The sequence below is a fragment of the Parasphingorhabdus sp. genome (assembly GCF_036964565.1).
In the GTDB taxonomy this organism is placed as follows: Bacteria; Pseudomonadota; Alphaproteobacteria; order Sphingomonadales; family Sphingomonadaceae; genus Parasphingorhabdus.
This window is the reverse complement of the sequence record NZ_JBALTN010000003.1, coordinates 231,871-256,453: the sequence shown is the minus strand read 5'-3', so window position 1 is coordinate 256,453 and position 24,583 is coordinate 231,871. Positions and strand designations below refer to the sequence as shown.

Genomic DNA, 24,583 nt, shown 5'->3' with positions numbered 1-24,583 from the left:
TCATCGCGGCGCAGTACAATCCGGGCATGGCACTGTCGCTCTCCGTTTCGATTGAACAATGGCAGGTCGCGGGCTCGTTCATCATCAGCCGCGGGGCGAAGAATCACGTCGATGTGGTGTGCTGCGCGATTTCGGACGGCAGCAGCACCGGACAGGCAGAAGCCACCCCGATCTATTATGAAGGGGAGAGCGCAAGCCGCTGCGCCTCCGAAATAGAGCGGTTTTTCGAAGCCAACCCGGAACCGACCCGCGCGGCGGTGCTGCAGGGCATGCCCCGGGGTGCGGCCCGCAACGCGCTGGATTGCGCGCTCTGGGATCTGGAATGCCGGCAACGGAACATGGCGCTGTGGCAACTGGCGGGCCTGCCCGAGCCGGTGGCGACGCTGTCCGCGCTTACCATTTCGCTCGGTGCGCCGGAGGTGATGGAAGGACACGCCCGTCAGGCGGCGGCGCAGGGACATGGGCTGCTCAAGCTCAAGCTGTCCGGTGACCATGATCGTGAACGGGTCGCCGCCGTCCATCGCGGCGCGCCGGATGCGCGGCTGATCGTCGATGCCAATGAAAGCTGGAACGATCTCGATATCGAGGCGGAGGCCAGCTGGCTGGCCGAATATTCCGTGGAACTGATCGAGCAGCCGGTCAGCGCCGGCCGCGATCATCTGCTCGCCGGGGTCCGGTCACCCGTGCCGCTGTGCGCCGACGAAAGCTGCCACAGCAGCGCCGATGTCGAGCGGCTTGCGCCTTATTATGACGCGGTCAACATCAAGCTCGACAAGGCCGGCGGCCTCACCGAAGCGATGGCAATGGTCCGCGCAGCGCAAGCCGCGGAAATGAAGATCATGGTCGGCTGCATGCTGTCGACGTCGCTGGGAATCCGGCCGGCCTTCGCCCTCGCCCAGCTTGCCCAGTGGGTCGATCTCGACGGGCCGCTGCTGCTGGCCAGGGACCGGGCCGACGCTTTTCGCTTCGAATCCGGAATGATAATGCCCGCGCCGGGCGCTATCTAGATACCGTCCAGATATTCGATCACCGGAGCGGCGGCCATGCATGGGGCCAGCTTCGGGCCGCTGGCGCGGAAATGGTCCGACTTGCCGTGGGCGTCGAGCGCGGCCTGGTCGACATAGCGTTCGAGCACCTTATATTGCTGGGGATTGTCCTTGCTGCGGAACACCGAATAAAATTCATTGCCCGGCTCGTTGGCCCGGACCGCCGCCATCAGCTCGCTGAACGCCGCTTCAAACTCGTCATTCTTGCCTTCGGCTACGGTCAATGTCGCGATCACGCCTACTGCTGCCATGTCATGCTCTCCTGATAGAAAAAGGGCCGGCGACTTCCCGCCGGCCCTGGATGATATTGGGTTCTAGAAAATCTCGAACAGGCCGGCCGCGCCCTGGCCGCCGCCGATGCACATGGTGACCACGGCATATTTGGCGCCGCGGCGCTTTCCCTCGATCAGCGCGTGGCCGGTGCAGCGCGCGCCGGTCATGCCATAGGGATGGCCGATCGAGATCGAGCCGCCGTTGACGTTGAGCAGCTCGTCCGGAATGCCCAGCTTCTGCTGGCAGTAGAGAACCTGGACGGCAAAGGCCTCGTTCAGTTCCCACAGGCCGATATCGTCCATCTTCAGGTCAAAGCGCTCGAGCAATTTCGGGATCGCGAAGACCGGGCCAATGCCCATTTCGTCGGGCTTGGTGCCGGCGACGGCCATGCCGACATAGCGGCCGAGCGGGTTGAGGCCGGCCTTCTCGGCGGCCTTGGCTTCCATGACGACGCTGGCTGCCGAACCGTCGGACAGCTGCGAGGCGTTGCCGGCGGTGACGATCTTGTCCGGGCCGAGCACGGGCTTCAGCGACTGCAGGCCCTCGAGCGTGGTCGAGGGGCGGTTGCCCTCGTCCTTGCTGATCGTGACCTCGACGTGCGAGATTTCCTTGGTTTCCTTGTCCTGGACACCCATGGTGGTGGTGACTTCGACGATCTCGTCGTCGAACCGGCCGGCTTCCTGGGCGGCGGCGGTGCGCATCTGCGACTGCAGCGCATATTCGTCGCAGGCTTCGCGGCTGATGCCATAGCGCTCGCCGACCACTTCGGCGGTCTGCAGCATCGGCATGTAGATGTCGTCGTGCATCTTGAGCAGTTCGCGGTCGGGCTGGACGCGCATTTCCGGGGTCTGCACGGTCGAGATCGACTCCTGGCCGCCGCCGACGACGATGTCCATGCGGTCCAGCGTCACCTGCTTCGATGCCGTGGCAATCGCCATCAGGCCGGAGGAACATTGCCGGTCGATCGTCATGCCCGGCACCTCGATCGGGAAGCCGGCGCGGAGCGCGACCTGGCGCGCCAGATTGCCGCCCTGCGAGCCCTGCTGCAGCGCGCTGCCCCAGACGACATCGTCGATCAGGGCGGGATCGATGCCGGCCCGTTCCACGGCAGCCTTGGCGGCATAATGACCAAGCGTCGCGCCGGTGGTGGTGTTGAACGCGCCCTTGTAGGCCCGGCCGATCGGCGTACGGGCGGTGGAAACGATGACGGCATCACGCATGATGGAATTCCTTTATGGTTGATACGGGATTCGAAATTTGGCGCATTGTCCCCGTTAATCGGCCAATTAACAAGGAATTTCTTCAAGCCCTCGCTGCCGCTACGGCACGCTAGTCATTGGCAACAACCGCCCCGAATCCGCCTTCCGGATAAGGCAGGATCATCTCGCCGTCGGGCGCCGCGGTAAAGGTCGTCTGGGTCGGATAGGCAAATTCGAGGCCTTCCTCGTTGAACTTTTGCAGGATTGCCAGACCGATGGTGTGGCGGCCCTGGTAGACCACCTCATATTCGCTGCTCATGATATCGAAATCCAGTTCGAAATTGATCGAACTGTCGCCGAAGCCGACAAATCCGGAGCGAATGAACACCGCATCATTGTCCTCCACGATCTTCTGCAGCAGCGCCGGGATCCGGCGGGCGTCCTCCGGCCTGGTCTGGTAGATGACACCGATGCCGAAGCGCGTGCGCCGCCGCGCCAGGCGGGTCATGTTGACGATTTCCTTGTCCAGCAGATTGGTGTTGGAGATGATGATCTCCTCGCCGGTAATCGCCCGCAGCCGCGTGCTCTTGAGACCGATCTTCTCGATCGTTCCGACCGTCGTGTCGTAGCTGATCGTCTCGCCCCGGCGGAACGGCTTGTCGAAGATGATCGACAGCGCCGCGAACAGGTCGGAGAAAATGCCCTGTGCAGCGAGGCCGATGGCGATACCGCCAACGCCAAGGCCTGCGATCAGGCCGGTGACGTCCACGCCGAGATTGTCCAATATCATGATCGCCGCAATGGCAAAGAGGATGAAGGTGACGAACAGCCGGATCAGCGTCATCGCATTCTCGAGCGTTTCATGCTGGTCCGGATCCTGCGAGGTCCGGCGGACGATCAGGCCAAGGATGATTTCACGCAGCCAGATGGCGACCTGCAGCACCGCGGAAATCGTGAACAGCACGTGCACCAGGCGATCAAAACTCGATGGCGCGCTGGCGAAGTTCACGACCAGTTCGGCGGATACCATCAGCATGAAAAACTTGCTGGTCCGGGCGATGGTCTTGCCAAAGATCGCGCGATAGCCGGTCAGGTCGTCATTGTTGCGCACATAGCGCGCCGCCAGGCGCTTGATCGCGCCCAGCAGGAAGAAGATGATCGCGCCGACGGCAGCGGCGATCAGCAGCTCCACATAATGGTTCGAAAGCCAGTTCGATCCGTCGACGATCAATCGCTGAAAGGAAGCGCCGATATCGGGCGTGGCTGGCGCGGAGGCGGGGGCTGTTGTTTTTGTCATAGCGCTCCAGCTAGGGAAAAGCGCCGGTAATGACAACCCGCAGGATCAAGGAAAGTCCGGTTGCGGTTACGGATTGCGCGGCTTGCTGGCCCCGATCAGAAACTCCACATTGCCCTTCGGACCGGTGATCGGGCTTTCGGTAATCCCGGTCACGTGCCAGCCGGAGGCCACCAGCCAGTCCCTCACCTTTTCGCACGCCGCGTCCCGCACCGCTTCATCGCGGACCACGCCGCCCTTGCCGACATCGGCCCGTTCCGCTTCGAATTGCGGCTTCACCAATGCGACCAGCAGCGCACCGTCCCGGGCGAAGGTCAGCGGCCGTTCGAGTACCTTGACCAGCGAGATGAAACTCGCGTCGCAGACAATGATGTCGATGGCTTCGGGAATATGCTGGTCGGTCAGGATCCGGGCGCTGGTCTGCTCGTGCACCACGACCCGCTCGTCCTGCCGCAGCTTCCAGGCCAGCTGGTTGGTGCCGCTGTCCACGGCATAGACTTTGGCCGCGCCGCCAGCCAGCAGCACATCGGTGAAGCCGCCGGTGCTGCTGCCGACATCCATCGCCGTCATCCCGCTGACGTCCAGGCCGAAATGGCGGAGACCATGCTCCAGCTTGATGCCGCCACGCGAGACCCAGGGATGATCCTTGCCCTTCAGCTCGATCGCGGCGTCGCTCGCGATCTTCTGGCCGGGCTTGTCGATTTTCTTGCCGGCGACGGTCACAAGCCCGGCCATGATATAGGCCTGCGCCTTCGCGCGGCTGTCCGCGAGACCGCGATCCGCGAGGAGCTGGTCAACGCGCTGTTTGGCGACTTTGGGTTCGGGCTTGGGCATCGGAAATGAGGACTAGCCTAGCCCGATGCTTTTGGCCATATTCCTTGGTTATGAGAATCAACACCCCTTTGCTCGCCCTTTCGGTGCTTGCGCTTGCCGCCTGCTCGTCCGCACCGCCAGAGCCCGCTCCCGCGCCGCAACCGGTCCAACCGGTCACCACCCCGGCGCCCGCGCCCGCTCAACCGCAAGGCAGCTGGATCGACTGGCCGATTGCGTCGGGAACCTGGTCCTACCGGCAGGATGATCGCGGCTCGCTGGCGCTGTTTGGCCCTGCCGAGACGGATGCCCTGTTTGTCATCCGGTGCGACCAGTCGCGGCGGCAGCTTATCCTGTCGCGCGCAGGTTCGGTCGGCGAGGGCGCGACCATGGTGCTGCGCGCGACCGCGGGCATGGCCTCCTACCCGGCCAGGAATACCGGGGGAGAGCTGCCTTATGCCGCCATTGCCCTGGCCCCCACCGACATCATGATGGACCGCATCGCCTATAGCCGCGGCCGATTTGCCGTGGAAACCAGCGGCCTCCGGTCGATCGCGCTGCCGGCCTGGCCGGAATTCAGTCGGGTGGTGGAAGATTGCCGGCGGTAATCCGATGATTATCAGGCCGGAACGCGCAATTGTGACAGCAAATTAAAAAATTTCAAGTCTTGTTCGCGGACCGGAATTGATTCACACCTCAAGCGTCGAACAGCGGAGAGAAGTTCAATGCAACAGTTCGTATTTCATTCACAAGCGAAAGGAGGTGGTCCGATGTCTCATGGTTCAGCACAGGGGTCGGAAAAATCCGTTCGGGGGGCAAATCTGATCTAGAGATCAGGCAACCCGGCAGCGGCACTTCCTACCGCTGACCCATGTCCAGAGGCTGTTGGTCCTTCGGGACCGGCAGCCTCTTTTCATTTCCCGTTGCCGGAATTTTCCAGATATTCTTCGCGGATCATGAAATCCCGGATGCCGATCCGCACTTCGCGCGAGAATTGAACCAGGGCGACGGAGAGCAGCAGCACCGCTGCGATGAAGGCCCCCGCGACGATTTCCGGCAATAGCGGATAATTGGTCAGCCCCATCGCGAACAGCAGCCCGATCAGCACGCAGACCACGATCGCGCTGACCACGCTGAAGTAGATCGCGCTGTTCACATATTTGATGCGCAGCTGCAGGTCGCGCAATTCGTGGACACAAAGCATATGCTCCTGTCCCTGGGTTTCGAGATACAGGGCCTGCACGACGCGCGACCGGTCGATGATCCGCGCCAGCCGCCCGGTAAAGATGTTCAGCATTCCGCCCAGCGCCACCAGCAGGAACGCCGGCGCCATGGCCGTTTGCAGCACGGTGACGATATCCGTCTTGACCAGTTCGGGCAGTATCGAGATCATCGCTTCATCCGGATGCGGACGGTTCGGCCCCTTGGCGGATTTTCGTCCCAGAGCGCCAGCGCGTAGCGTTCCGCATCCGCCCTGGCGCGATCCAGCACGCCCTGCGGCACATCGTCGCCCGCAAAAATCTGGTCGGCCCGCCCCAGCGCCCGCGCCTGGCGAAGCGTGAGGTCGTCCGGATCGCTGCTGGCGAGCAGGATATCCTCGACCTCGGACAGGTCGTCCGCCGCCGGCATCGCCAGCCACGTCTCGAGATTGGCCGACGCGCTGTCGGACAGCACATCGAGAATGCCGCCGGGGTCAAGCGCGGCGTCGATCGCCTTGCGCCGTTGCGGCCCGTCTGGCCAGATCTGCCGGATCCGGTCCCGCGCGGCGGACAGGCCGGTTGCCAGATCGCCGAGATTCGCGGGAATCAGCTGCTCGAGCCGCTGGCGCAGCGCTTTGGCCAGCCCCGCCGACGCTCCCCCGGTGCCGATCGCGACCACCACCGGATCGCGGTCGATGATGGCGGGTGTCGTATAGTCGCACAGGGCCGATCGATCGACGGCGTTGACCAGATAGCCTCTGTCCCTGAGCCGCTGGACCGCCGCCGCGGCTTCTGCGTCATCCTCGAGGGCGACCACCGCCAGCGCCGCGTCCGCAATCGTCTCGTCGCCGACCACTTCGGCACCCGCCCGTTCATACAGCCGCCGCTTGGCTTCCGCCATTTCTCCGCTGCCGAGCAATATGACCTTCCGCCCGGAAAGATTCACAAAGATCGGCAGCTGGTTCATTTCAGCCAGTCGGGCACATGTTCGGCGGCCATGATCGTGGCCGGCTCGATCCGCTCCGCGACCACCGCATAGCGGTCACCGTCGACCAGCACCTCCGGCACCAGCGGACGGCTGTTGTACGTGTTCGCCATCGTCGCACCATAGGCACCGGCGGTGCGGAAAATCCCGAGGTCATCGGTCTGGACACGGTCGACCACGCGCTCCTTGGCGAAAATATCGCTGCTTTCGCATATCGGACCGACGATCGAGGCAACCATCGTTTCCCCGCTCGGCTCGACCGCCTCGAAATCGTGCCACGCATCATAGATGGCGGGTCGCATCAGGTCGTTCATGGCGGCGTCGACGATCACGAAGTCACTGTCCACGCCCGGCTTGATCCGGATGACCTGGGTGATCATCACGCCGCTGTTGCCGGCGATCACCCGCCCGGGTTCGAACATCAGCGTCACCCCCCAGCCCTGCGTCACCCGCGCGACCATCGCGCCATATTCCGCCGGGCTTGGCGGATTGTCTTCCGGCTTGTAGGGAACGCCGAGGCCGCCGCCGAGGTCAACATGGGTGATCTGGTGCCCGGCACTGCGCAGCTGCGCGACCAGTTCTCCCATTCTCGCATAGCATTTCTCGAGTGGATCGAGATTCTGCAGCTGACTGCCGATATGCACGGCGACGCCGCGCAGGTTGAGACCGTCGAGGGTCGACAGGCGCGCATAGATATCCGGCGCCACATCAATCGCTACACCAAATTTGTTTTCCTTCTTCCCGGTCGATATCTTGGCGTGCGTGCCCGCATCGACATCGGGATTCACCCTCAGGGTCGCCGATGCCCGCTGTCCGCGTTCGGCCGCGATTTCGGCCAGCATCTGGCCTTCTTCTTCCGATTCCAGATTGAACTGGCCAATGCCCTTTTCCAGGCCGAGCGCCAGCTCCTGACGGCTCTTGCCGACGCCGGAAAAGACAATATCCTCCGCCTTCATGCCGGCGGCCAGCGCCCGCTGCAATTCGCCGCCGGAAACGACGTCGGCGCCATAGCCCTGGTTGGCCAGAATCCGCAGCACCGCGAGATTGGGGTTGGCTTTCACGGCGAACGCCAGATGGATGTTTCCCGCATCCTTCAGGCCTTCGCGGAAAACCCGGGCATGACGCTCCAGCGTCGCCCGCGAATAGACATAGACCGGCGTGCCGACCTCTTTTGCGATCCGCGCCAATGAAATATCTTCCGCGTGGAGTACGCCATTCTTGATCTGGAAATGATCCAATTTCTTATGCTTTCAGACAGATGGTAGGGGGTCAGCCGGGTGGCGGAAGGTCGAATTCGTCATTCTGCCTTTTTTCCGACCGGCGCAGCAGTTCATCGCTCCGCTCCGGTCTCGCCTGGCTGGACGGCACCAGCAGTTCGTCGCCGCTGGGCGTTTTCATTTCGCCATAGACCGCAGCCGGCAGCACCTCGCCCTTGGCCGGCTCCAGCGCACCGCGGTTGCCGCAGGCAGCCAGCACCAGGCTGGCCGTGGCAAGCAGGAGGATGGAATGGGCTTTTTTCATATCAGCTCTCCGCACCAAGGGACGTCCTTGCCTTTGCAATCTGGACCCTTACCTGATCGGGCGCAGTCCCGCCATAGCTGGATCGGCTCGCCACCGACGCATCGACGCTCAGGACGCTGAAGACGTCGGCATTGATCCGGTCATCGATCGCCTGAAACTGCTCGAGCGACAGATCGGCCAGCCCGCAATCGCGTTCCTCGGCCAGAGCGACCACCGCCCCGGTCACGTGATGCGCTTCGCGGAACGGCAGCTTTGCCTCCCGGACCAGCCAGTCGGCAAAATCGGTCGCGGTCGAATAGCCCGCCTCCGCCAGCGCGCGCATCCGCTGGCTGCTGAATTCCACTTCCGCGACCATCCCGGTCATCGCGGCAATCGACAGGCCCAGCAGGTCATGGGCCTCGAACACCGGCGGCTTGTCGTCCTGCATGTCCTTGGAATAGGCGAGCGGCAGGCCCTTCATGGTGATCACCAGCGCGTTCATCGCCCCGGCAATACGGCCGCAATGGCCGCGCACCAGCTCCGCGGCATCGGGATTGCGCTTCTGCGGCATGATCGACGAGCCGGTGGAAAAACTGTCGGGCAGTTTGATGAAGCCGAACGGCTGGCTGGCCCAGATCACGAATTCTTCGGCGAGCCGGGACAGGTGCAGGCTGCACTGGGTGGCCGCCATCAGATAGTCGAGCGCGAAATCCCGGTCGGACACCGAATCCAGGCTGTTGCCGGTCGGCCGGTCGAAGCCCAGCGACGAGGCGGTTTTCTCGCGGTCGATCGGGAAGCCCGTGCCCGCAAGCGCCGCTGCGCCGAGCGGCGATTCATTCATCCGGTTCCGGGCGTCGGCAAAGCGGGAGCGGTCCCGCCGGATCATTTCATAATAGGCCATCAGATGGTGGCCAAGGCTGACCGGCTGGGCCGACTGCAAATGGGTGAAGCCCGGCATGATCGTGTCGGCATGTTGCTCGGCCCGATCCACCAGCGCCTTCTGCAGCGCGGCCAGCGCGCTGTCCGCCATGTCCATCGCGTCGCGCACCCACAGGCGGAAATCGGTCGCCACCTGGTCGTTGCGCGAGCGCGCGGTGTGCAGGCGCCCGGCCACCGGTCCCACGATTTCCGCAAGGCGCGCCTCGACGTGCATGTGGATATCCTCGAGATCGAGATTCTCGGTGACGCCGTCGGCGGCGAATTCCGCGGCGATCTGGTTGAGGCCGTCGGTGATCTGCTGCGCGTCCGCCGCCTCGACAATTCCCTGATCGGCCAGCATCGCGACATGCGCTAGGCTGGCGCGGATGTCGTGCCGCCATAATTTCTTGTCGAACGGGATGGAGGCGTTTATCTCGCGCATGATTGAAGAAGGGCCATCGGCAAATCTGCCACCCCACATGATATTGGAATTTTTTGTGACTTTTGTGATGCGTACCGTCCTGTCCATGGTCCTGTTGGTGAGCCTAGGCGCCTGCGATAGAGGCTCCGGCGAAGCGGGGCAAGAATTTGCTAACGGCAACGCCACGGAAGACGGCGAAACCATCGAAAGCGCGTCGGGTCTGGTCGGCAAGCTGGACATTGCGCAGCGCGGCACGGAGATGATCGACACCCAGTTTCAGGCGCCCGATGGCAGCGCGACGCGGTTGAGCGATTTTGTCGGCAAGCCGCTGCTGGTCAACATCTGGGCAACCTGGTGCGCGCCCTGCATCGTCGAGATGCCGATGCTGGACAAGCTGGCGGTGCGGGAGCAGGACCGGCTCAAGGTGCTGGTGGTGTCGCAGGACATCCAGGGCGCCGAAAAAGTCGACCCGTTTTTCGAACGCGGCGATTTTCAGCAGCTGGAACCCTATGTCGATCCGGAAAACGGCCTGAGCTTCGGCTTTGGCTCGGGACTGATGCCGACCACCGTCCTCTACGACGCGCAGGGGAAGGAAGTGTGGCGGGTGGTCGGGGCGATGGACTGGGATGGCGCCAAGGCGGCGGCGCTGCTCGAGGACACGCTGGCCGCCAATTGACGCAGACCGCCCGCGCCCTCCCTTCGATGGGCCGAATCGGCTGAATCCCATCGATGGCACAGACAGAAGCGATTGCGTTGCCGGCAATTGCCGTTATTCTCGCGTCATTTCGATCGATGGGAGAATATCATGAAACGGCACATATCACAGGTCACCCTTTCGCTGCTGGCCAGCGTCGCGCTGCTATCCGCCTGCAGCCAGAATGAAGAAACCAATGCCGTTTCCGAGACCGCCGGCGTCACGCTGGCCAATGGCATGACCGTCAAGGAACAGATCGAGGCGCGTCAGGGCCATCTCGAACGGATCGGCAAGGCGTTCAAGACGATCAGCGATCAGCTCAAGGCCGGCAGCCCCGACCTGGCTCAGATCCAGGCCGCCGCCGCCACGGTGCCGAAGGAAGCATCGGGCATGGCCGACTGGTTTCCCGACGGTACCGGACCGGAATCGGGCGTGAAGACCGAGGCGTTGCCGGTCATCTGGGAACAGAAGGCCGATTTCGGCGACAAGGTCGCGGCGATGCAGGATGCGGCGGCCAAGCTGGACAGCACCGCGCAGACCGGCGACATGGCCGCCATCGCGGCGGCCTTCCAGACCACCGGCGGCACCTGCAAGGCGTGCCACGACAAATATCGCGAAGACGACTAGCCCGCCATGACGGTCCGATCCGAACCGGTGCTGGTCTGGGATGGCGCGATCAGGCTGGTCCACTGGCTGATGGTTCTGCTGGTGCCGCTGCTCTGGTGGACCGCCGAGGAAGGCCATATGGACTGGCACCGGCGCCTTGGCCTGGCGATGTTCGGGCTGGTGCTGTTCCGGCTGCTCTGGGGGCTGTTCGGCTCCTGGACGGCGCGCTTTGCTCCGATGGTGCGGCGGATCGGCGCGTTGCCTTCCCATCTCGCCCGGTTGCGCCAGCGCGATTCAACCCCCAGCTTCGGTCACAGCCCGCTGGCCGTACTCAGCGTGTTCGCGCTGCTGCTCGCCCTCGCCACCCAGGTGACGACGGGGCTTTTTTCGGTGGACGTCGATGGCCTCGAATCCGGTCCGCTGGCGATCATGGTCTCGTTCGAGACCGGCCGGCAGTTTGCCGAGGTGCACGAATTCAACTTCAACCTGCTCGCCGTCCTGATCCTGCTGCATGTCGCGGCGATTGCCATCTATCGCTTCGTGCTCAGGCAGAAGCTGGTGAAGCCGATGGTGACCGGCCGGCGGCCGCGGGCGGATTTTGCCGGTGCGGACCTGCCCGACAATCGCGCGCGCCCGGCAGCGATGATCGCCACGGCCATTTTCTCGCTGGCCTGCGTGTGGGCTTTGGGCAATTTCGGCTGAAGCGCAGCACCGACCGGATTGCATGCTGCGCGGGAGCGGCGGGGAATGGTGGGCGATGACGGGCTCGAACCGCCGACATCTTCGGTGTAAACGAAGCGCTCTACCAACTGAGCTAATCGCCCCATGACACGATGCGCTGCGGCATCATCCGGGTCAGGCGAGCGCCATTGCCAAATCGCGGCGTCTTTGGCAAGCCTATTTCCATCCTGTCGCTCCCGCGAGCGTTTATGGCGATCGAGCCGCACGCGTCAGCCATGATTATTTTTTCGTTCAGCAGAATCCTAGCTGACTCCGCGATTCGCCTGTTATCCCTTCTTATCCACAGCAAATAATGTATGTATTCCAAGTACTTAACAAGATATTTAGAAAAATCCGAGGCTTGCCGCTGTCAATCTAAATATTTCACTTTTTTTACATCTGTTGGCTTGATCGACTCACTCGGAGAGGCTTACTAAGGCGGTTCGGCTGGTGGCCAGGATTGCGATATCGGGCCAAATTTTGAAAATATAGGTGATCGTTGAAAACGTGTTTTCAGCATCGGATCGGTGCGTCTGATTCATTCCCATGGCTGGGGGTAATGACGACTGTGCGAATACGGGATTTGCGATCATTTTTCGGCGCTGCGATGGCAGGCCAAACGGGGAAGTTGTCGGGGGATGCGAGTGAACGATATTGTACAGGACCGGGATGAGCCGGCCGCCGAAAGCAGCAATTTTATCGGGGAGACTGCCATTACGAGCGATCTGGAATCCATCTGGCTGACGATTTGTGCCGGACTGCGCCGCGATTTGGGCGGGCAGATTTTCGGCCAGTGGATCAAGCCGATCAGGGTTTCGGTCTTTGACCTCGATACCGGTATATTGGAACTGGAACTGCCTTCGGAATTCGCGGCGACCTGGGTTCGGGACCGCTATGCCGAGCGATTGCTGCTCGCCTGGAAGGCGCATCACCCGGCGGTCAGCGACCTGGTCTTTCAGGCGCGGTCGGGATCGGCCAAAATTGCCCGGCCGGCACCCGCGAACGGATCGGATACGCATGGCGCGCTGGCCTCTGCGGCCGAAAGCAAGTTCCGCCTCGACCTCGATCCCCGGATGACCTTCGACCAGTTCATCGCCGGCCATTCCAACGTGCTCGCGCTGAATGCCGCGCAGCGCACCGCGGCCGCGGAAAAACCGCTGTTCAGCCCGCTCTATCTCCAGTCCTCCACGGGACAGGGCAAGACCCATCTGATGCACGCGATCGGCCACGCCTTTCGGGCGGAATTTCCGTCCGCGACCATCATATACATGTCCGCCGAACGATTCATGATCGAGTTCGTCTCGGCCATGCGCCGCAACGAGGGCATGGAATTCAAGGCCTCGCTGCGCGAAGCCGACCTGCTGATGATCGATGACATCCAGTTCATCGTCGGCAAGAATTCCACCCAGGAAGAATTTCTCCACACCGTCGATTCGCTGATCAGCCAGGGCAAGCGCGTCGTCGTTGCCGCCGACCGTCCGCCACAGGCGCTGGACGGCGTTGACCAGCGCCTGCTCTCGCGCCTGTCGATGGGGCTGGTGGCAGATATCCAGTCCGCCGGACTGGAACTGCGCCGCGACATTCTTCAGCACCGCCTGGCGTCGATGCCGCACCAGCATGTGTCGGAAGAAGTCGTCGATTTCCTGGCCCGGACGATCAGCCGCAACCTGCGCGAGCTGGAAGGCGGCCTCAACAAGCTGCTCGCCTATGCGCAGCTGACCGGGCGCGAAATCAGCCGTGAACTGGCCGAGGAACAATTATCCGATATCCTGAGCGCCTGCCGCCGCCGGATCACGATCGACGAGATCCAGCGCACGGTGTGCGAATATTACCGGCTCGATCGCAACGAGATGTCATCGAAGCGCCGCGCCCGCGCGGTCGCCCGGCCGCGGCAGGTCGCCATGTATCTGGCAAAGGTGATGACGCCGCGCAGCTATCCCGAAATCGGGCGCAAATTCGGCGGCCGGGACCACAGCACGGTGATCCACGCGGTCAAGCTGGTCGAGCATCTCCGCGGCGAAGACAGCGAAATGGACAATGATGTCCGGATGCTGCTTCGCCAGCTGGAGAGCTGAGCGCCTCGCCTCTATTCCTTCTCGGGAGCGACCGAAATCCGGACCCGCTCGCCGCTGTTCCCCGGGAAATCGGTGAACATCGCTTCGACCAGGTTCGGCACCAGATAGGTCAGGTTCTTCGAACGCGACTGGGCTTCGGCCTTGCCTTCAAACAGGCGCTGGCCATCCACGGCGCGGTCGATCTTCATGTCGAGTTCGGACGTATAGACGGTAAAACTGCGCACGCCGTTATATCCGGAAAAGCTCGGTCCGCCGAACAGGAACGGGTCGTGATAGCCGTAACGATAGCGATGCCGTCCGTAAAAGCCTCCGAAACGATCAGCCCGATAAAATGGGTCGTAATCGGCGACCACCTTTTCCCGTCCCCTGTCGATGTCATAATCGAGGCTGACGATCAGCTCCGCGGCGGACGGGGCCGTGGCGCGGCGATAGCCGATATCGAGCATCCGTTGCTCGACCATGGCGGCATATTGGCCGAATTCCAGACCGCCGGCCAGTTCAGGATCGGCCGCGACCACGGCAAAGCTCTGGCCGGTGGTGTCTGGAAGCGCAACGAAACGCTGGACATCGGCGCGAAACGGGGTTGCGCAGGCGGCCAGCGTCAGGACAGCCAGAGGTGCGAACAGCGCCAGGCCCTTGCGATTGAATTTGCGTTTTGCGAAAACAGTCATGTTTGTTCCTTGATACTAAGCCCACCACCATTGCTGCGGGTATACAGCAATCAGGCTGAACCGCCTTTGAACAGCGACAGATCGAGAGGACGTCCACCGCGGGTGGCAAGAGGGCGTCAGACGCCGGTTACCGGGCAATATGCTGGCATTCGGCAATCGTGGCAAGCGCGCAAAAGAAAACCCGCCACAATCGGGCGGGTTCATCTTGTCGAAGCTATGAGGCCGGATCAGGCGGTTTGCAGCGCTGCAACCCGCTTTGTCAGGCGGCTGAATTTCCGCGATGCGGTATTCTTGTGATACAGGCCCTTCGAGACACCGCGTGCCAGTTCGGGCTGCACGGCCTTCAGGGCTGCCGCAGCAACGTCCTTGTCGCCGGATTCAACCGCTGCATCCACGGCCTTGATCTTGGTGCGGATCTGGCTCAGGCGATTCTTGTTGATCGCGGTGCGGCGCGTGTTGCGACGGATACGTTTTTTTGCTTGCGGCGTATTAGCCATGAAAAACCCTCAAAATCTGAAATTAAATGCCGAAACGTTATGTACCGCTTCCGGCTCAAGACGGCGGCCAATAGCGTGACAGCCGATTCCCGTCAATAGCTTAGTGAATGGCTTATTTCTGGCATTGCGAACAGTAAAAGGTCGACCGGCCGCTGTCGACTCGCCGACGGACCACAGCCCCGCACTGACAGGCCTGCCCCTCGCGGCCATAGACTCGCCAGTCCTTGGCGAAATAGCCCAGTTCTCCGTCGGGTTGCACGAAATCGCGCAGCGACGATCCGCCGGCTGCGATGGCTGCAATCAAGACCTGCTTGATCGCCGCAACCAGCCGCTCGTAGCGGGGGCTGGATATCGCGCCACCCTTCAGACGCGGCGATATGCCCGCCATGTGCAGCGCTTCGCAGACATAGATATTGCCGAGTCCCGCGACGATCCGCTGGTCGAGCAGCAGCTGCTTGATCGGCGCCTTGCGATCGCGGGTCGCGGCTTTCAGATAGGCGCCGGTAAAATCATCGCCCAGCGGCTCCGGCCCCATCGACAGGAAAGGCCGGTAGTCGCCCAGCGCCTCGGTCCGCACGATATCGAGCGAACCGAATCGGCGCGGGTCGTTGAGCGCCAGCCGGTGGCCGGCCGCGGTCTCGATCAGCAGGTGATCGTGCTTGCCGATGTCCTCCGGGTCGATTCGCCATCGGCCCGACATGCCGAGATGGAAGATCATCACGTCGCCCCGATCGGTTTCGATCAGCCCGTATTTTGCGCGGCGGCCCAGCATCGTCACCGTCGCCCCGGTCATCCGCTGCCGCAGGTCGACGGGAATCGGCCAGCGCAGGTCGGCGCGGCGCGGCTCCACCAGCGTCAACCGCTGCCCTTCGAGCACCGGCCGCAAACCGGCGACGGTCGTTTCCACTTCTGGCAGCTCGGGCATGGCGATCCTTGTCGGTTACGGTCCATTGGGCAGCTACAGAGTGATTGCAGTGCTGCCAAGGCTCGTCTACTTGGGTTTTCAGTTAAAAATCAGCACAGGCAAGAAATGGCTATCGAAAGCAAAACCGTATCCTTCGGCTATGAAGAAGTCGACGAGAGCGAGAAGACCGGCAGGGTCGGCGCGGTCTTTTCGAGCGTGGCCTCCAAATATGACGTGATGAACGACGCGATGAGCGCCGGCACCCACCGCCTGTGGAAGGACCGCTTCGTGCGCCGGGTCAAGCCGCGCGCCGGCGAGACGATCCTCGACATGGCCGGCGGCACCGGCGACATTGCCTTTCGCATGGTCGACAGCGGCGCGCATATCACGGTTGCCGACATCAACGCCGAAATGCTTGCCGAAGGCGTGGACCGGGCGCTGGCAAAAGACGAAACGCGGCTGGTGTGGAGCCAGCAGAATGCCGAAACGCTGAATTTCCCCGATGCCCATTTCGACGCCTATACGATCGTCTTCGGCATCCGCAACGTCACCCATATCGACCGGGCCCTGGCCGAGGCGCACCGGGTGCTGAAATATGGCGGGCGCTTCTATTGCATGGAATTTTCGCAGACCAAATGGCCGGGCTTCGACAAGGTCTACGAGACCTATTCGCACAAGATCCTGCCGAAGGTCGGCAAGATGGTGGCGAATGACGAGGACAGCTATCGCTATCTTGCCGAATCGATTGCCAAATTCCCGCCGATGGAGAAATTTCGCGCGATGATCGAAGCCGCCGGATTCGGCCAGACCAAGGTGGAGCCGATGATGGGCGGACTGGTCGCGATCCACAGCGGCTGGAAGGTCTGAGCAGCCGCCACGGATGACCAGCAACCGCACCCATATCTTCCGCCTGCTCAAATGGGGCCGTACGCTTGCCCGGCATGGCGCGCTGCGCGACCTGGAGAATCACAAGGCGACACCGCCGCAGGTCCGCCGGCTGTTCCGCATTGCCCGGCTCGGCACGATCCAGCCAAAGGAACCGAATTATTCCGCGGCGCTGCAGGCCATCGGCCCGGCCGCGATCAAGCTGGGCCAGACGCTCGCCACCCGTCCCGACGTGATCGGCGAAGCGGCTGCCCGCGACCTGCTGCAACTGCAGGACAGCCTGCCGCCCGTGCCGTTTGCGCATATTCGCGATGAGATCGAGCTCAGCCTCGGCAAGTCGATCGATGAATTATACAGCCATATCGACGCCGATCCGGTCGGCGCCGCCTCGATCGCCCAGGTGCATCGCGCGACCACGCTGGAAGGCAAGGATGTGGCGGTCAAGGTGCTGCGTCCCGGCATCATCAAGAAATTCACCCAGGATATCGAGACCTATGAATGGGCCGCCGCCCATCTAGAGGCGCTCGGCGGCGAGGCGAAGCGGCTGCGCCCGCAGCTGGTCATCGCCAATTTCCGCCGCTGGACCATGCGCGAGCTCGACCTGCGGCGCGAGGCCGCCAGCGCCTCCGAGCTGGCCGAGCATATGGCGCAGGTGGATCATTACGAGATTCCCGCGATCGACTGGGACCGGACCTCGGGCCGGGTGCTGACGCTCGACTGGGTCGACGGCATCAAGATCTCGAACCGCGAGGCGCTGGTTGCCGCCGGGCATGACCTCGACGCGATCGCCAACCGGCTGGTGCACACCTTCCTCAAGCAGGCGATCGAGGCCGGCTATTTCCACGCCGACATGCATCAGGGCAATCTGTTCGTGAAGGCCGACGGCACGATTGTCGCGATCGATTTCGGCATCATGGGCCGGATCAACAAGAAGGCCCGCGTCTGGCTGGCGGAAATCCTCTACGGCCTGACCACCGGCAACTACCGGCGGGTGGCCGAGATTCATTTCGAAGCGCAATATGTCCCGGACCATCACAGCATGGAGGAATTTGCCACGGCGCTGCGCGCGGTCGGCGAGCCGATGCGCGGCAAGCCGGTCAGCGAGCTGTCGGTCGGCGACATGCTCGACGGGCTGTTCGCGATCACCCGCGATTTCGACATGGAGACCCAGCCGCACCTGCTGCTGCTGCAAAAGACGATGGTGATGGTCGAGGGTATCGCCACCGACCTCAACCCGCAGATCAACATGTGGGACACCAGCGGGCCCTATGTGAAGCAGTGGATCCGCGGCGAGCTCGGTCCGGAAGCGGCGATCGCCGACCGGATCAATGACGATCTCGGCACCTTGCTGCTGCTGCCCGATATCGTGCGGCGCCTCGATGCCCAGCTCCCCCGGCAGGGCGGCGCCCCGCCGGCGCTGCCGCTGGCCGAAGTGGAACTGATCTGGGAGAAGCGGCAGAAGGGCCAGGGCGGCGGCTTCTGGCGCTATGCGCTGACCGCGATTGTCGCTGGCGGAGCCGGCGCCGCCGCAATGTTGCTGTGGGCCTGACCGGCCACATGTCGCTTGGCTTTGGCCCCGCTTGCTCCTAAATCACTGCGGATGGCAAGTTCCAAACATATCCTGCTGATCATCGGCGGCGGCATTGCCGCCTACAAGTCGAGCGAGCTGATCCGCCTGATCCGCAAGGCGGGCATGACCGTGCGCTGCGTGCTCACCGAATCGGGTGCGCAGTTCGTCACCCCGATGACGCTGGCGGCGCTGTCGGAGAACGAGGTGCACACCACGCTCTGGTCGCTGAAGGACGAGACCGAGATGGGCCATATCCAGCTCAGCCGCGAGGCCGACCTGGTCGTGGTCTGCCCGGCCACCGCGAATCTGCTGGCGAAAATGGCGGGCGGCATCGCCGACGATCTCGCGACCACCTTGCTGCTGGCGACCGACACCCAGGTGCTGGCCGTGCCGGCGATGAACGTCCGGATGTGGCAGCACGCCGCCACGCAGCGCAATATCGCCCGGCTGCAGGCAGACGGCATCCTTGTCATGCAGCCCGACGAGGGCGACATGGCCTGCGGCGAATATGGCCCCGGCCGATTGCCCGAACCGGCGGCGATCCTGACGGAGATGATCCGCTGGCTCGGCGCGGACGGGCCCTCCACAGCCCTTCTCGGGGAAAATGAGCTCGGCGCCAATCCGCTCGACGGCCAGCCCGCCTTCGCGCCGGACGAGCATCGGCCGCTCCATGGCAAGCATGTGCTGGTCACCGCCGGTCCGACCCACGAACCGATCGATCCGGTGCGCTATATCGCCAACCGCTCCTCCGGGCGCCAGGGCTTCGCCATCGCCGCTGCTGCCGCCGAAGCCGGCGCGCGGGTGACCCTCGTGGCCGGCCCCGTCCATCTGGCGACGCCGGCCGGCGTGCTGCGGGTCGATGTCGAAACCGCGGTCGAAATGGAGCGGGCGGTGCACGAAGCGCTCCCCGCCGATGTCGCGATCATGGTCGCAGCCGTCGCCGACTGGCGCGCCGACCGGCAGGCGGACCAGAAGATCAAGAAGGGAGGCGCCGCGCCCGCCGCTCTGCAACTCGCCGAAAATCCCGACATATTGGCCGGCCTTGCCCGGCACGAACAGCGGCCCGACCTGCTGATCGGATTCGCCGCCGAGACCGAGAAGATTGACCAGCACGCCACAGCCAAGCTCGAGAAGAAGGCGTGCGACTGGATCGTCGCCAACGACGTTTCCGGCCCGGTCGGCGACAGCGTGATGGGCGGCACCGACAACAGCGTCCATATCGTCACCCGCACCGGCACCGAGATCTGGCAGCGGCTGCCCAAGACGGAAGTGGCGCGGCGGCTGGTCGCCAGAATTGCAGAGGAACTGGCCTGATGTTCGCACCCGTCGATATTGCCGTGAAGCGGCTCGAGAATGCCGGCGACCTGCCGCTTCCTTCCTATGAAACCGCCGGGTCCGCCGGCATGGATGTGCGCGCCGCGGAAGAACGGGTCATCGCCCCGGGCCAGCGGGGGCTGGTCGGCACCGGCCTCGCCTTCGCCATCCCCGAAGGCTACGAGATCCAGGTCCGGCCCCGCTCCGGTCTCGCCCTGAAAAAGGGAATCGGCATCCCCAATACCCCCGGCACGATCGACAGCGACTATCGCGGCGAGCTGAAGGTGATCCTGATCAACCATGGCGAGGAGGAGTTCGTTATCGCCCGCGGCGACCGCATCGCCCAGATCGTCGTCGCCCCGGTCCAGCGCGGCAATCTCGTCGAGACCGACGATCTGGATCGCACCGATCGCGGGTCTGGCGGATTTGGTTCGACTGGCGTATAGAGTCAGGGAACGACAATCAGGAGGATATTATGCTCGATTTGCTGCTGGCTCTCGCACTTTCTGGTGCATCCGATCTTCCCCGCGACGACCTGGCCACGGCCATGCCGGCGAACTTTTCCAAGCTGGAAATGGCTAAATTTCGCAAGCCCATGACCTTCAACGAGCGGCACGAACGGGAAGCCGAACGGATTGCGAAAGCCGCCAATTGCGCATTGCCCGTGGTCTCCCGTTGGGTTTTTGCCAAGATGCACGCTGCCATGCTGGTCTCCGAAAATGGCGAAATCCTGAAGATCATACCGGTTGAAAACGGTTGTCCGGAACTTGAGCAATATACCGTCAACCACATCGCCAAATATGGAAGCAAAATTGCGCCTATCCCGACCAGTCGGGAACCCCAATGGTACCGAACAACCATGAATTTCCGCTGGCCTGAATGAGTCAACTGACTGACGAGCAGCTCGACCGCTATGCGCGCCATATCGTGCTCCGGGATATTGGCGGGGCCGGGCAGAAGAAAATTCTCGAGGCCCATATCCTGGTGGTGGGCGCCGGCGGCATCGGCTGTCCGGCGATCCAGTATCTCGCGGCTGCCGGTATCGGCGCGCTGACCATTGTCGATGACGATGTCGTGTCGCTGTCCAACCTGCAGCGGCAGATCCTGTTCACGGCTGACGATATCGGCAGACCAAAGGTGGACGCCGCCGGGGATTTTGCCAAGAGGCTCAATCCGGACATCAGGATTAACAAGGTTAATCAAAGACTTACCGCGCAGCATTTGGGTGGCGACAGCGCAGCATTTTTTGCCCCGTTCGACGCCATCGTCGACGGCACCGACAATTACCAGACCCGCCTGCTGGTGTCCGACCTGTCGGTCGCGCACCGCGTGCCGCTGGTGTCCGCGGCGATCGGCCAGTTCCAGGGACAGCTCGGCACGTTCCGCGGCTGGGAGCCGGACAAGCCCTGCTACCGCTGCTTCGTCGGCGACGCGCTCGATCCGGATGATTGCGACAATTGCAGCGAAGTGGGCGTGCTCGGCGCGATGGTCGGGCTGATGGGCAGTTTCGCGGCAATGGAGGCGATCCGCGTGGTCACCGGATTCGGCCAGGACCCGGCCGGCAAGCTGCAGCTGTTCGACGGACTCGCGCCCTCCATGCGCAGCATCAACCTGCCCAAGGATCCGCACTGCCGAAGCTGCGGGCCAGCCGCGGACGCTTGACCACCGCCGGACGTGCCGACCGCAACGCCGCAGGCTAGCTGTGCCGAATCGAGACCGCGCCGCCACCCCTCCGGATTGTGCTTTGCCGGCAATCGACTTAAATGGGAGGCAAACAGGAGCCCCATCATGACCTTACCGGTAACCGCCCTTGCTGCCGCGCTTTGCGCGCTGATGTTGATCTTCATGAAGTTCCAGGTCATCGGCCAGCGCATCCGCACCCAGACACTCTTTGGTGCCGGCACTGATCCGAAGATGGACATGGTCCGCGGTGCCCACGCCAATCTGGCAGAAAATGCGCCAATTGCGCTGATCCTGCTGGCGCTGCTGGAGATGGCGAACGCGCATCACCCGAGCCTGACCGCCCTGGCGACCCTGTTCCTGCTCGCGCGGGCGCTGCACATCTACGGCATGTACAATCATCTCGGCGGAGGCTCCGTCCGCTTCAGGCAGCTGGCCGTGATAGGCACGACCATTTCGATTATCGGGATGGCGCTGTGGGTGATCTACCTGTTCGTCACCGTCAATCTCTAGCGGCGGCGTCCAGACCGACCGGACCTGCACCCTGGCAGCGCCGCCGATGCGCGACCGGTCAGGTCCGGACCAGATCGATGCTGATAGCCTTGACCGCCGCCGAGGTGCGGTCGTGCACGTCGAGCTTGGCAAAGGCCCGGCGCATGTAGCTGTCGATCGAGTTTTCCGAGATATTGAGGATCGTGCTGATCTCGGAATTGGACTTTCCGGCCGCGGTCCAGGCAATGATCTGCATCTCTCGCTTCGAAAGGGTCTTCTCCAGTCCGAAGAGATTGGGAGTCAGCTGACAGAATCGCAGATGGGCCATCTGCGCAAACACGTGCAGCCGGTCACCCATCGCCGTATCCATCAGTTCTTTCGTTGCGGGCTTGCCGAACGAGCCCAGGCCCACACGGCCCTGCGGACCGAACAGGGGAAAGATCCAGCCATCGTCGAGACCCTGCCGATTGGCGTCGGCCAGCAGTTCCTTGCATTCGCTCTTGCGCGATGACAGCCCAACGAGATCGGTCCAGCGGAACGGGCGCGCGTTGACCAGACTGTTGGTAGAGGTGAGGTGGCCGCCGGCGATCAGCCCGCCGAAAACAAGGCTCTGGAACTCGGGCACGGTCATGCCCTGGTAGCGGAGCACCGTGGCCGGATCGGTCGGCTTTTTATATGGTGGCGGACAGGCGTAGACAATCGTGCGAAACCCCATCATCCTGCCGACCTTCAGACAATGGCGCCAAAGCGCGGCTATCTGGTGCTGGTTGGCAAGTTCCCCTGTAGCGACTGCGAGGTCCATCTTTGATCCCATGAAAAATTAAACAAAAAGCGGCCTGTCGATGTCCCTCGTCCCGCACCGCCGAACATCCCTGTCGGTCTTCGGGTTGGCAAGCGATTGACGCAAGTGGTAAGCTGAAATTTAACCCGAAGTCCTGCCCCGTCCGTGTCTTCAGATGGCATCACCTTCGGGCATCGCGCGCACGTTGCCACGTGAACTCGCCACAAGACCTGACTCCCGGGCCCTGTTAGGCTTCGAAACAGCCAAGGCGACGCAATTCAATATGGAGCTTGTTCTTACCGGAGAGAGATATGTCCACCGACCAGACCGACACGAACCACCGTCGAACCATGCCCGTCGCCGTTAGCGACGACCAGCGCTATGGGCTCGCCAGCGATATAGTCGCACGACAGCGGGCTCGGTCTGAATATATCCGCGGGATCAGTTTCGGCGAACCATGCTGGGATATTCTGCTCGACCTGTTCGTCGCCGAAGGTCTGCACCACCCCGCGACCATAGCGGACATCGCCGCGCGGATCGGTCTTCAGGAAATAATCTGTAGCCGCTATGTCCACTATATGCTGGACCAGCAGGTGCTGTTCAAAAATGCCAATAGTCACAGCGCCAAGGACATGCCGTTCCTGATCTCGCCCGAAAGCCGCGAGGGCATCCGACGATGGCTGGACCAGTGCTTGCTCTCGGAATGGATCCAGAATTCCTGACCGGGATCGCGCTCGTATCGGCCGCCGGGCCGACAGCAGCTGTCAGAATTTCGCCCCATCGACCTCCTGAACCGGCAGATGCCGCCAGTCCGCCGGATCGAACATCCGCATGTTCACCCCCATCCGGTCCGGCGAAGCCGTGATCGGGGTCCAGTGGCTGTGCGAGCCGCAGGTGCGGCAGTTCCATGTGGTAATCATCCGGTCGCCCTGGACATAGGGATTGAGCGCATCCGGGGCGGCCTTGACGGTCACCGCGTCGGGATGCCAGTAGCCGCCGATCCAGCCGGTCCTGCGGCACAGCGAACAGTTGCACTTGGTGACCTGCGCCGGTGGTCCGGCAACCGTGATGTGCACGGCACCGCAATGGCAGCTGCCTTTCAGTTCAGGTCCGCTCATCTGCGTTCTCCCGCAACAGGTCCTCGACCCAGCCGGGCACCAGTTCCCCTGCCCGGCCCATCCGGCTCTCGTGGAAATGGAAGCTGCCCTCCGACGGGTTGAGATTCATCTCCAGCGTGCGCGCGCCATGATAGCGCGCGGTCTGGACAAAGCCCGCCGCCGGATAGACCGCGCCCGAGGTGCCGATCGAGACAAACAGGTCGCAGCGCGCCAGCGCCCGCTCGATCCGCTCCATCTCGTAGGGCATTTCCCCGAACCAGACGATATCCGGGCGCAGCTGGCCGGGCTGGCGGCACACCGGACAGGCCGGCCCCTCCGCCATCAGCCCGTCGAACGGCGAGCGCGCATCGCAGCCCAGGCACCAGGCGCTGCCCAGCTCACCGTGCATGTGCAGCAGCCGCTCGGACCCCGCCCGCTCGTGCAGGTCGTCGACATTCTGCGTCACCAGCAGCAGCTCGCCCGGCCACTGCGCGTCCAGCTTCGCCAGTGCCCGGTGCGCCGCATTGGGTTCCACCGTCTTCAGCTTGGCGCGGCGCGCGTCGTAAAAGGCCTGCACCAGATCCGGATCGTGGGCAAAGGCCTCCGGCGTCGCCACATCCTCGACCCGGTGCCCCTCCCACAGGCCGTCGGGCCCGCGGAAGGTGGCAACGCCGCTTTCGGCGCTGATCCCGGCGCCGGTCAGGATGACGATATTGCTGATGTCGCGCGGCATATTGTCTTCCTTCGTCCTGCTGAACCTGCTTCGTCATGCTGAACCTGTTTCAGCATCCCTTCCGTTTCACGGAAATGGCTTAGAGCATAGCGGGGTCCTGAAACAAGTTCAGGATGACGAAAACGGGCACGGGGCAGGCTTCCCCTTTCAGGCCGATTTCGAGAAGCTTTGCACCCGTTCGAAAAACGGTTAGTGGTGAGCCGGTCGAACCACGCCTCT

At 63.0% G+C, this 24,583-nt stretch carries 30 protein-coding genes and 1 tRNA gene; 15 read left to right on the top strand and 16 right to left on the bottom strand.

Annotation, left to right across the window (positions count from 1 at the left end):
• The first annotated feature begins 26 nt into the window (after positions 1-26).
• Complete coding sequence (locus V7650_RS05275) at positions 27-1,007, top strand: dipeptide epimerase (RefSeq protein WP_335655196.1); 981 nt, start codon at positions 27-29, stop codon at positions 1,005-1,007.
• Here V7650_RS05275 and V7650_RS05270 read toward each other — a convergent pair.
• The 4 genes from V7650_RS05270 to V7650_RS05255 all read right to left on the bottom strand — a co-directional run bounded on the left by V7650_RS05270 (position 1,004) and on the right by V7650_RS05255 (position 4,646).
• The gene (locus V7650_RS05270) at positions 1,004-1,297 is read right to left on the bottom strand and encodes a putative quinol monooxygenase (RefSeq protein ID WP_335655195.1); all 294 of its coding nucleotides are present in this window, start codon (positions 1,295-1,297) and stop codon (positions 1,004-1,006) included. The two genes, V7650_RS05275 and V7650_RS05270, sit on opposite strands and share 4 nt — an antisense overlap.
• Positions 1,298-1,360: 63 nt before the next feature.
• Positions 1,361-2,539, bottom strand: a complete 1,179-nt coding sequence (locus tag V7650_RS05265; RefSeq protein WP_335655194.1) for an acetyl-CoA C-acyltransferase — start codon at positions 2,537-2,539, stop codon at positions 1,361-1,363.
• Positions 2,540-2,648: 109 nt separating this feature from the next.
• Positions 2,649-3,815 (bottom strand): mechanosensitive ion channel family protein, encoded by a 1,167-nt coding sequence (locus tag V7650_RS05260; protein WP_335655193.1) that lies wholly within the window; start codon positions 3,813-3,815, stop codon positions 2,649-2,651.
• A 66-nt stretch (positions 3,816-3,881) separates the two neighbouring features.
• Positions 3,882-4,646 (bottom strand): TlyA family RNA methyltransferase, encoded by a 765-nt coding sequence (locus V7650_RS05255; protein WP_335655192.1) that lies wholly within the window; start codon positions 4,644-4,646, stop codon positions 3,882-3,884.
• Between the two features lie 50 nt (positions 4,647-4,696).
• On the opposite strand from V7650_RS05255, the gene V7650_RS05250 reads away from it, so the two are divergent.
• Positions 4,697-5,230, top strand: a complete 534-nt coding sequence (locus tag V7650_RS05250; RefSeq protein ID WP_335655191.1) for a hypothetical protein — start codon at positions 4,697-4,699, stop codon at positions 5,228-5,230.
• Between the two features lie 305 nt (positions 5,231-5,535).
• On the opposite strand, the gene V7650_RS05245 is transcribed toward V7650_RS05250, so the two are convergent.
• The 5 genes from V7650_RS05245 to argH are packed head-to-tail and all read right to left on the bottom strand — an operon-like array spanning position 5,536 to position 9,705.
• Complete coding sequence (locus V7650_RS05245) at positions 5,536-6,015, bottom strand: DUF2721 domain-containing protein (RefSeq protein WP_335655190.1); 480 nt, start codon at positions 6,013-6,015, stop codon at positions 5,536-5,538.
• Positions 6,012-6,788 (bottom strand): precorrin-2 dehydrogenase/sirohydrochlorin ferrochelatase family protein, encoded by a 777-nt coding sequence (locus V7650_RS05240; protein WP_335655189.1) that lies wholly within the window; start codon positions 6,786-6,788, stop codon positions 6,012-6,014. Before V7650_RS05240 ends, V7650_RS05245 begins: the two co-directional genes overlap by 4 nt.
• On the bottom strand, positions 6,785-8,044 hold the full coding sequence (gene lysA, locus V7650_RS05235; protein ID WP_335655188.1) for a diaminopimelate decarboxylase: 1,260 nt from the start codon (positions 8,042-8,044) through the stop codon (positions 6,785-6,787). Before lysA ends, V7650_RS05240 begins: the two co-directional genes overlap by 4 nt.
• Positions 8,045-8,075: 31 nt before the next feature.
• A complete protein-coding gene (lptM, locus tag V7650_RS05230; RefSeq protein ID WP_335655187.1) occupies positions 8,076-8,327 on the bottom strand; it encodes an LPS translocon maturation chaperone LptM in 252 nt (83 codons plus the stop codon).
• 1 nt (position 8,328) lies between these two features.
• Positions 8,329-9,705: an argininosuccinate lyase gene (argH, locus tag V7650_RS05225; RefSeq protein ID WP_335655329.1), complete on the bottom strand. Its 1,377-nt coding sequence runs from the start codon at positions 9,703-9,705 to the stop codon at positions 8,329-8,331.
• Positions 9,706-9,721: 16 nt separating this feature from the next.
• Between argH and V7650_RS05220 the strand changes: the two genes are divergently transcribed.
• From V7650_RS05220 to V7650_RS05210, 3 genes are all read left to right on the top strand, one after another.
• Positions 9,722-10,321 (top strand): TlpA family protein disulfide reductase, encoded by a 600-nt coding sequence (locus V7650_RS05220; RefSeq protein ID WP_335655186.1) that lies wholly within the window; start codon positions 9,722-9,724, stop codon positions 10,319-10,321.
• Between the two features lie 129 nt (positions 10,322-10,450).
• On the top strand, positions 10,451-10,966 hold the full coding sequence (locus V7650_RS05215) for a c-type cytochrome (protein WP_335655185.1): 516 nt from the start codon (positions 10,451-10,453) through the stop codon (positions 10,964-10,966).
• 6 nt (positions 10,967-10,972) lie between these two features.
• The gene (locus V7650_RS05210; RefSeq protein ID WP_335655184.1) at positions 10,973-11,647 is read left to right on the top strand and encodes a cytochrome b/b6 domain-containing protein; all 675 of its coding nucleotides are present in this window, start codon (positions 10,973-10,975) and stop codon (positions 11,645-11,647) included.
• 46 nt (positions 11,648-11,693) lie between these two features.
• Here the strand turns inward: V7650_RS05210 and V7650_RS05205 are convergent.
• Positions 11,694-11,769 (bottom strand) — tRNA-Val (locus tag V7650_RS05205).
• Between the two features lie 534 nt (positions 11,770-12,303).
• Here V7650_RS05205 and dnaA point away from each other — a divergent pair.
• Positions 12,304-13,740, top strand: coding sequence for a chromosomal replication initiator protein DnaA (gene dnaA, locus V7650_RS05200; RefSeq protein WP_442955261.1), 1,437 nt, complete (start codon positions 12,304-12,306; stop codon positions 13,738-13,740).
• 11 nt (positions 13,741-13,751) lie between these two features.
• On the opposite strand, the gene V7650_RS05195 is transcribed toward dnaA, so the two are convergent.
• From V7650_RS05195 to mutM, 3 genes are all read right to left on the bottom strand, one after another.
• The gene (locus V7650_RS05195; RefSeq protein ID WP_335655183.1) at positions 13,752-14,411 is read right to left on the bottom strand and encodes a DUF4136 domain-containing protein; all 660 of its coding nucleotides are present in this window, start codon (positions 14,409-14,411) and stop codon (positions 13,752-13,754) included.
• A 227-nt stretch (positions 14,412-14,638) separates the two neighbouring features.
• Positions 14,639-14,908: a 30S ribosomal protein S20 gene (rpsT, locus tag V7650_RS05190; RefSeq protein WP_335655182.1), complete on the bottom strand. Its 270-nt coding sequence runs from the start codon at positions 14,906-14,908 to the stop codon at positions 14,639-14,641.
• 112 nt (positions 14,909-15,020) lie between these two features.
• Positions 15,021-15,833, bottom strand: a complete 813-nt coding sequence (mutM, locus tag V7650_RS05185; protein ID WP_335655181.1) for a bifunctional DNA-formamidopyrimidine glycosylase/DNA-(apurinic or apyrimidinic site) lyase — start codon at positions 15,831-15,833, stop codon at positions 15,021-15,023.
• A 105-nt stretch (positions 15,834-15,938) separates the two neighbouring features.
• Between mutM and V7650_RS05180 the strand changes: the two genes are divergently transcribed.
• From V7650_RS05180 to V7650_RS05150, 7 genes are all read left to right on the top strand, one after another.
• On the top strand, positions 15,939-16,679 hold the full coding sequence (locus tag V7650_RS05180) for a class I SAM-dependent methyltransferase (protein WP_335655180.1): 741 nt from the start codon (positions 15,939-15,941) through the stop codon (positions 16,677-16,679).
• A 13-nt stretch (positions 16,680-16,692) separates the two neighbouring features.
• Positions 16,693-18,246 carry a 2-polyprenylphenol 6-hydroxylase gene (gene ubiB, locus V7650_RS05175; RefSeq protein WP_335655179.1) on the top strand — a complete coding sequence of 518 codons (1,554 nt, stop codon included), beginning with the start codon at positions 16,693-16,695 and terminating at the stop codon, positions 18,244-18,246.
• Positions 18,247-18,297: 51 nt separating this feature from the next.
• Positions 18,298-19,581, top strand: a complete 1,284-nt coding sequence (locus V7650_RS05170; RefSeq protein WP_335655178.1) for a bifunctional phosphopantothenoylcysteine decarboxylase/phosphopantothenate synthase — start codon at positions 18,298-18,300, stop codon at positions 19,579-19,581.
• Entirely contained in the window at positions 19,581-20,027 is a 447-nt protein-coding gene (gene dut / locus V7650_RS05165) for a dUTP diphosphatase (RefSeq protein ID WP_335655177.1), read from the top strand. Before V7650_RS05170 ends, dut begins: the two co-directional genes overlap by 1 nt.
• A 29-nt stretch (positions 20,028-20,056) precedes the next feature.
• Positions 20,057-20,464: a hypothetical protein gene (locus V7650_RS05160; RefSeq protein ID WP_335655176.1), complete on the top strand. Its 408-nt coding sequence runs from the start codon at positions 20,057-20,059 to the stop codon at positions 20,462-20,464.
• The gene (locus tag V7650_RS05155; protein WP_335655175.1) at positions 20,461-21,243 is read left to right on the top strand and encodes a HesA/MoeB/ThiF family protein; all 783 of its coding nucleotides are present in this window, start codon (positions 20,461-20,463) and stop codon (positions 21,241-21,243) included. Before V7650_RS05160 ends, V7650_RS05155 begins: the two co-directional genes overlap by 4 nt.
• A 126-nt stretch (positions 21,244-21,369) precedes the next feature.
• Complete coding sequence (locus tag V7650_RS05150) at positions 21,370-21,774, top strand: MAPEG family protein (protein WP_335655174.1); 405 nt, start codon at positions 21,370-21,372, stop codon at positions 21,772-21,774.
• A gap of 58 nt (positions 21,775-21,832) precedes the next feature.
• On the opposite strand, the gene V7650_RS05145 is transcribed toward V7650_RS05150, so the two are convergent.
• On the bottom strand, positions 21,833-22,555 hold the full coding sequence (locus V7650_RS05145) for a helix-turn-helix transcriptional regulator (RefSeq protein WP_335655173.1): 723 nt from the start codon (positions 22,553-22,555) through the stop codon (positions 21,833-21,835).
• A gap of 290 nt (positions 22,556-22,845) precedes the next feature.
• Here V7650_RS05145 and V7650_RS05140 point away from each other — a divergent pair, with 290 nt between their 5' ends.
• On the top strand, positions 22,846-23,256 hold the full coding sequence (locus tag V7650_RS05140) for a hypothetical protein (RefSeq protein ID WP_335655172.1): 411 nt from the start codon (positions 22,846-22,848) through the stop codon (positions 23,254-23,256).
• 42 nt (positions 23,257-23,298) lie between these two features.
• On the opposite strand, the gene V7650_RS05135 is transcribed toward V7650_RS05140, so the two are convergent.
• Together V7650_RS05135 and V7650_RS05130 are read right to left on the bottom strand one after the other, a co-directional pair.
• Positions 23,299-23,652 (bottom strand): GFA family protein, encoded by a 354-nt coding sequence (locus V7650_RS05135; RefSeq protein WP_335655171.1) that lies wholly within the window; start codon positions 23,650-23,652, stop codon positions 23,299-23,301.
• Entirely contained in the window at positions 23,639-24,364 is a 726-nt protein-coding gene (locus V7650_RS05130; RefSeq protein ID WP_335655170.1) for an NAD-dependent deacylase, read from the bottom strand. Before V7650_RS05130 ends, V7650_RS05135 begins: the two co-directional genes overlap by 14 nt.
• Here V7650_RS05130 and V7650_RS05125 point away from each other — a divergent pair.
• Positions 24,345-24,557: a hypothetical protein gene (locus tag V7650_RS05125; RefSeq protein WP_335655169.1), complete on the top strand. Its 213-nt coding sequence runs from the start codon at positions 24,345-24,347 to the stop codon at positions 24,555-24,557. The two genes, V7650_RS05130 and V7650_RS05125, sit on opposite strands and share 20 nt — an antisense overlap.
• Positions 24,558-24,583 lie beyond the last annotated feature (26 nt).

Bases quoted from the DNA above. Each gene is read 5' to 3' on its own strand.
- V7650_RS05275 (WP_335655196.1), top strand. From the start codon at position 27: ATGGCACTGTCGCTCTCCGTTTCGATTGAACAATGGCAGGTCGCGGGC.
- V7650_RS05270 (WP_335655195.1), bottom strand. From the start codon at position 1,297: ATGGCAGCAGTAGGCGTGATCGCGACATTGACCGTAGCCGAAGGCAAG.
- V7650_RS05265 (WP_335655194.1), bottom strand. From the start codon at position 2,539: ATGCGTGATGCCGTCATCGTTTCCACCGCCCGTACGCCGATCGGCCGG.
- V7650_RS05260 (WP_335655193.1), bottom strand. From the start codon at position 3,815: ATGACAAAAACAACAGCCCCCGCCTCCGCGCCAGCCACGCCCGATATC.
- V7650_RS05255 (WP_335655192.1), bottom strand. From the start codon at position 4,646: ATGCCCAAGCCCGAACCCAAAGTCGCCAAACAGCGCGTTGACCAGCTC.
- V7650_RS05250 (WP_335655191.1), top strand. From the start codon at position 4,697: ATGAGAATCAACACCCCTTTGCTCGCCCTTTCGGTGCTTGCGCTTGCC.
- V7650_RS05245 (WP_335655190.1), bottom strand. From the start codon at position 6,015: ATGATCTCGATACTGCCCGAACTGGTCAAGACGGATATCGTCACCGTG.
- V7650_RS05240 (WP_335655189.1), bottom strand. From the start codon at position 6,788: ATGAACCAGCTGCCGATCTTTGTGAATCTTTCCGGGCGGAAGGTCATA.
- lptM (WP_335655187.1), bottom strand. From the start codon at position 8,327: ATGAAAAAAGCCCATTCCATCCTCCTGCTTGCCACGGCCAGCCTGGTG.
- argH (WP_335655329.1), bottom strand. From the start codon at position 9,705: ATGTGGGGTGGCAGATTTGCCGATGGCCCTTCTTCAATCATGCGCGAG.
- V7650_RS05215 (WP_335655185.1), top strand. From the start codon at position 10,451: ATGAAACGGCACATATCACAGGTCACCCTTTCGCTGCTGGCCAGCGTC.
- V7650_RS05210 (WP_335655184.1), top strand. From the start codon at position 10,973: ATGACGGTCCGATCCGAACCGGTGCTGGTCTGGGATGGCGCGATCAGG.
- dnaA (WP_442955261.1), top strand. From the start codon at position 12,304: ATGCGAGTGAACGATATTGTACAGGACCGGGATGAGCCGGCCGCCGAA.
- V7650_RS05195 (WP_335655183.1), bottom strand. From the start codon at position 14,411: ATGACTGTTTTCGCAAAACGCAAATTCAATCGCAAGGGCCTGGCGCTG.
- rpsT (WP_335655182.1), bottom strand. From the start codon at position 14,908: ATGGCTAATACGCCGCAAGCAAAAAAACGTATCCGTCGCAACACGCGC.
- mutM (WP_335655181.1), bottom strand. From the start codon at position 15,833: ATGCCCGAGCTGCCAGAAGTGGAAACGACCGTCGCCGGTTTGCGGCCG.
- V7650_RS05180 (WP_335655180.1), top strand. From the start codon at position 15,939: ATGGCTATCGAAAGCAAAACCGTATCCTTCGGCTATGAAGAAGTCGAC.
- ubiB (WP_335655179.1), top strand. From the start codon at position 16,693: ATGACCAGCAACCGCACCCATATCTTCCGCCTGCTCAAATGGGGCCGT.
- V7650_RS05170 (WP_335655178.1), top strand. From the start codon at position 18,298: ATGGCAAGTTCCAAACATATCCTGCTGATCATCGGCGGCGGCATTGCC.
- dut (WP_335655177.1), top strand. From the start codon at position 19,581: ATGTTCGCACCCGTCGATATTGCCGTGAAGCGGCTCGAGAATGCCGGC.
- V7650_RS05160 (WP_335655176.1), top strand. From the start codon at position 20,057: ATGCTCGATTTGCTGCTGGCTCTCGCACTTTCTGGTGCATCCGATCTT.
- V7650_RS05155 (WP_335655175.1), top strand. From the start codon at position 20,461: ATGAGTCAACTGACTGACGAGCAGCTCGACCGCTATGCGCGCCATATC.
- V7650_RS05150 (WP_335655174.1), top strand. From the start codon at position 21,370: ATGACCTTACCGGTAACCGCCCTTGCTGCCGCGCTTTGCGCGCTGATG.
- V7650_RS05145 (WP_335655173.1), bottom strand. From the start codon at position 22,555: ATGGACCTCGCAGTCGCTACAGGGGAACTTGCCAACCAGCACCAGATA.
- V7650_RS05140 (WP_335655172.1), top strand. From the start codon at position 22,846: ATGTCCACCGACCAGACCGACACGAACCACCGTCGAACCATGCCCGTC.
- V7650_RS05135 (WP_335655171.1), bottom strand. From the start codon at position 23,652: ATGAGCGGACCTGAACTGAAAGGCAGCTGCCATTGCGGTGCCGTGCAC.
- V7650_RS05130 (WP_335655170.1), bottom strand. From the start codon at position 24,364: ATGCCGCGCGACATCAGCAATATCGTCATCCTGACCGGCGCCGGGATC.